The following is a 2,159-nucleotide window of genomic DNA, read 5'->3' as shown; positions in this document are numbered from 1 at the left end:
TTTTGAATTTTGGACGCAATTCGACCAGTACAGCAGCGTCATTAAATACGATTTTTTACACCATGCCAACAAAAAAAATCAATATATTGTGTTTTTTTATTTTTTTACCTAAATATGCTGCTTTACAAACAAATGATGCAAATATTCCGTTCCCAAAAATCGTTTATACGTTAAAGCATTTACCATTTATTTTTTGGATAAAAATACTTCTGGAGAGCATTTAGAGCAATACGCAAAGAACTAACAAGATGTGGTAATGTTTGGTTTTCTATAACAAGATGTTGTATCGCGGCATAAAGATTATACTGTCTATAGAGGTGTTGTGCTTCTTTGATAGCCTCTTGCATGTTTGAAAACTGTTCTGTTGCAAATTTAATCCATTTTTCTTTTGCTGTCTCATCAGAAGATGAGGGCATTTTATCATAAACAGCACTTGGCAAACCTTTTGCACACGAATAGTCATTTTTCACTTCAAGATATTTTTGCGCAGCATCATACTGGTCTTGAGTAAGCACACCTTGCAAACAAAGCCGCCCAACATAAGTACCAGCAAGCGGATTTTTAGCCTCTTCTATGGTCAAGCCAAAGCGTTTGGCACGCATTTCAATTGCCAATTTATCCATGGGTTCATGCGGTGTTTTTGCTCGTGAGATGCGTCCATTTGGTTCTCTGATACACCCTTTAATCCGAGGACGACCACGTTTTGTATGTTTTTTTCTTTTAGCCATATTTTTTCAATCAGAATGGGACGCTATCGTTAAGAGCTGTTCTATAATCTTGAGCACCTGAAGCGATAGCATAATTTTGAGAAGTAATGGGTGAAGGGGTAGGGGATGCCGATTGATCTTTCTTTGCATCAAGCAAATACAATTCACCTTTGAATTGTGGTAAGACAATCTCTGTTGTGTAACGGTCATGCCCATTTTTATCTTGCCATTTGCGCGTTTGTAATTTTCCTTCTACGTAAACTTTTGAACCTTTGTTTAGATACTGAAGTGCAATTTTTGCTAAATGTGGATTAAAAATCACAACTGAATGCCATTCTGTTTTCTCTACTTTTTGATTGGTTTTTTTATCTGTATAGCTCTCAGAAGTTGCTATACTAAAATTGACTATTTCTGCTCCAGAATTCATTGTTTTGTTTTCGGGATTAGCACCAAGGCGTCCTATTAATGTCACTTTGTTTAGCATGTTTTTTCTTACCTTAAATTTGTATTTAAATATGTAAAAAATCTTAGCGTAATTTTATTATTTTTTCAATTATTTCAATGATATATTATTAATTATTAACATATAAAATTATGTTTAATATGCTCTTTGATAAATAATCAATTGACATAAATGCATGGTGTATAGTATCAAGTATCAAGAGGGTATATATGGCAATCGTTAGTTTTAAGCATAAAGGGTTGAAATTATTCTTTGAAAGAGGAGTCTGCAAAGGCATACAACCCGCGCATGCTAAAAAATTAGCAAACATTTTAGTAATTTTAGATACAATATCCGCGCCTGAACAAGTTACTCTTAAATCGTATCGTCTACATGCGCTTACGGGCGATTTAAAAGGTTACTGGTCAATGCGTGTCAATGGAAATTGGCGTGTTACCTTTCGTTTCATTGGGACAGACGTTGAACTGGTTGATTATCAAGATTACCATTGAGTTTTGAGGTGTTATTATGATGTACAATCCTCCACACCCTGGCGGCATTTTGAAAGAAGAATTGCTTGATGAATTAGGGTTAACAGTAACAGAAGCTGCAAATCGTCTTGGCGTTGCACGTTTAACTTTATCCCGCGTCTTAAACTGCCATGCGGCGATTAGTATTAACTTAGCTTTACGGTTAGAAAAAGCGGGTTTAAATGATGCGGAATTCTGGCTTAAATTGCAACAAAAGCATGATTTGTGGCAAGCTCGGCATAACAGCCCAATCCCACATATTTCACCTCTAGAGCAAGTAGGGCATTTTTAGAAAGACTTAGCCCATCTTTCTTCACACCTAGAGGTCATGTTCTTTAAAATCAAGCAGCCCACGATAGTTTTTTATCTCCTTGTTGATCTCATCTATGAACGTTGAGAAGAAACAACGTAATCTGAACAGTTTTATAAAATCGGAAATTTTACTATAGCTTTTTAACTGAGCACTGTAGTGTGTAAATA

Annotated in this window: 4 protein-coding genes; 2 read left to right on the top strand and 2 right to left on the bottom strand. The window is 35.5% G+C overall.

Annotated elements, in window-relative coordinates:
• Window positions 1–179 precede the first annotated feature (179 nt).
• Window positions 180–728, bottom strand: a complete 549-nt coding sequence (locus tag ACFING_RS09620; RefSeq protein WP_375630730.1) for a hypothetical protein — start codon at window positions 726–728, stop codon at window positions 180–182.
• A gap of 10 nt (window positions 729–738) precedes the next feature.
• Entirely contained in the window at window positions 739–1,191 is a 453-nt protein-coding gene (gene ssb, locus ACFING_RS09615; RefSeq protein WP_375630728.1) for a single-stranded DNA-binding protein, read from the bottom strand.
• Between the two features lie 188 nt (window positions 1,192–1,379).
• On the opposite strand from ssb, the gene ACFING_RS09610 reads away from it, so the two are divergent.
• Both ACFING_RS09610 and ACFING_RS09605 read left to right on the top strand, forming a co-directional pair.
• Window positions 1,380–1,661, top strand: a complete 282-nt coding sequence (locus tag ACFING_RS09610) for a type II toxin-antitoxin system RelE/ParE family toxin (protein ID WP_252619286.1) — start codon at window positions 1,380–1,382, stop codon at window positions 1,659–1,661.
• Between the two features lie 16 nt (window positions 1,662–1,677).
• Complete coding sequence (locus tag ACFING_RS09605) at window positions 1,678–1,971, top strand: HigA family addiction module antitoxin (protein ID WP_375613679.1); 294 nt, start codon at window positions 1,678–1,680, stop codon at window positions 1,969–1,971.
• Window positions 1,972–2,159 lie beyond the last annotated feature (188 nt).

It is taken from the genome of Bartonella sp. AP150HLJHH, assembly GCF_042196385.1.
Classification (GTDB): domain Bacteria; phylum Pseudomonadota; class Alphaproteobacteria; order Rhizobiales; family Rhizobiaceae; genus Bartonella.
This window is presented reverse-complemented; position numbering and strand designations above follow the sequence as displayed.

Coding starts and splice junctions, on each gene's coding strand:
- ACFING_RS09620 (WP_375630730.1), bottom strand. CDS start 728: ATGGCTAAAAGAAAAAAACATACAAAACGTGGTCGTCCTCGGATTAAA.
- ssb (WP_375630728.1), bottom strand. CDS start 1,191: ATGCTAAACAAAGTGACATTAATAGGACGCCTTGGTGCTAATCCCGAA.
- ACFING_RS09610 (WP_252619286.1), top strand. CDS start 1,380: ATGGCAATCGTTAGTTTTAAGCATAAAGGGTTGAAATTATTCTTTGAA.
- ACFING_RS09605 (WP_375613679.1), top strand. CDS start 1,678: ATGATGTACAATCCTCCACACCCTGGCGGCATTTTGAAAGAAGAATTG.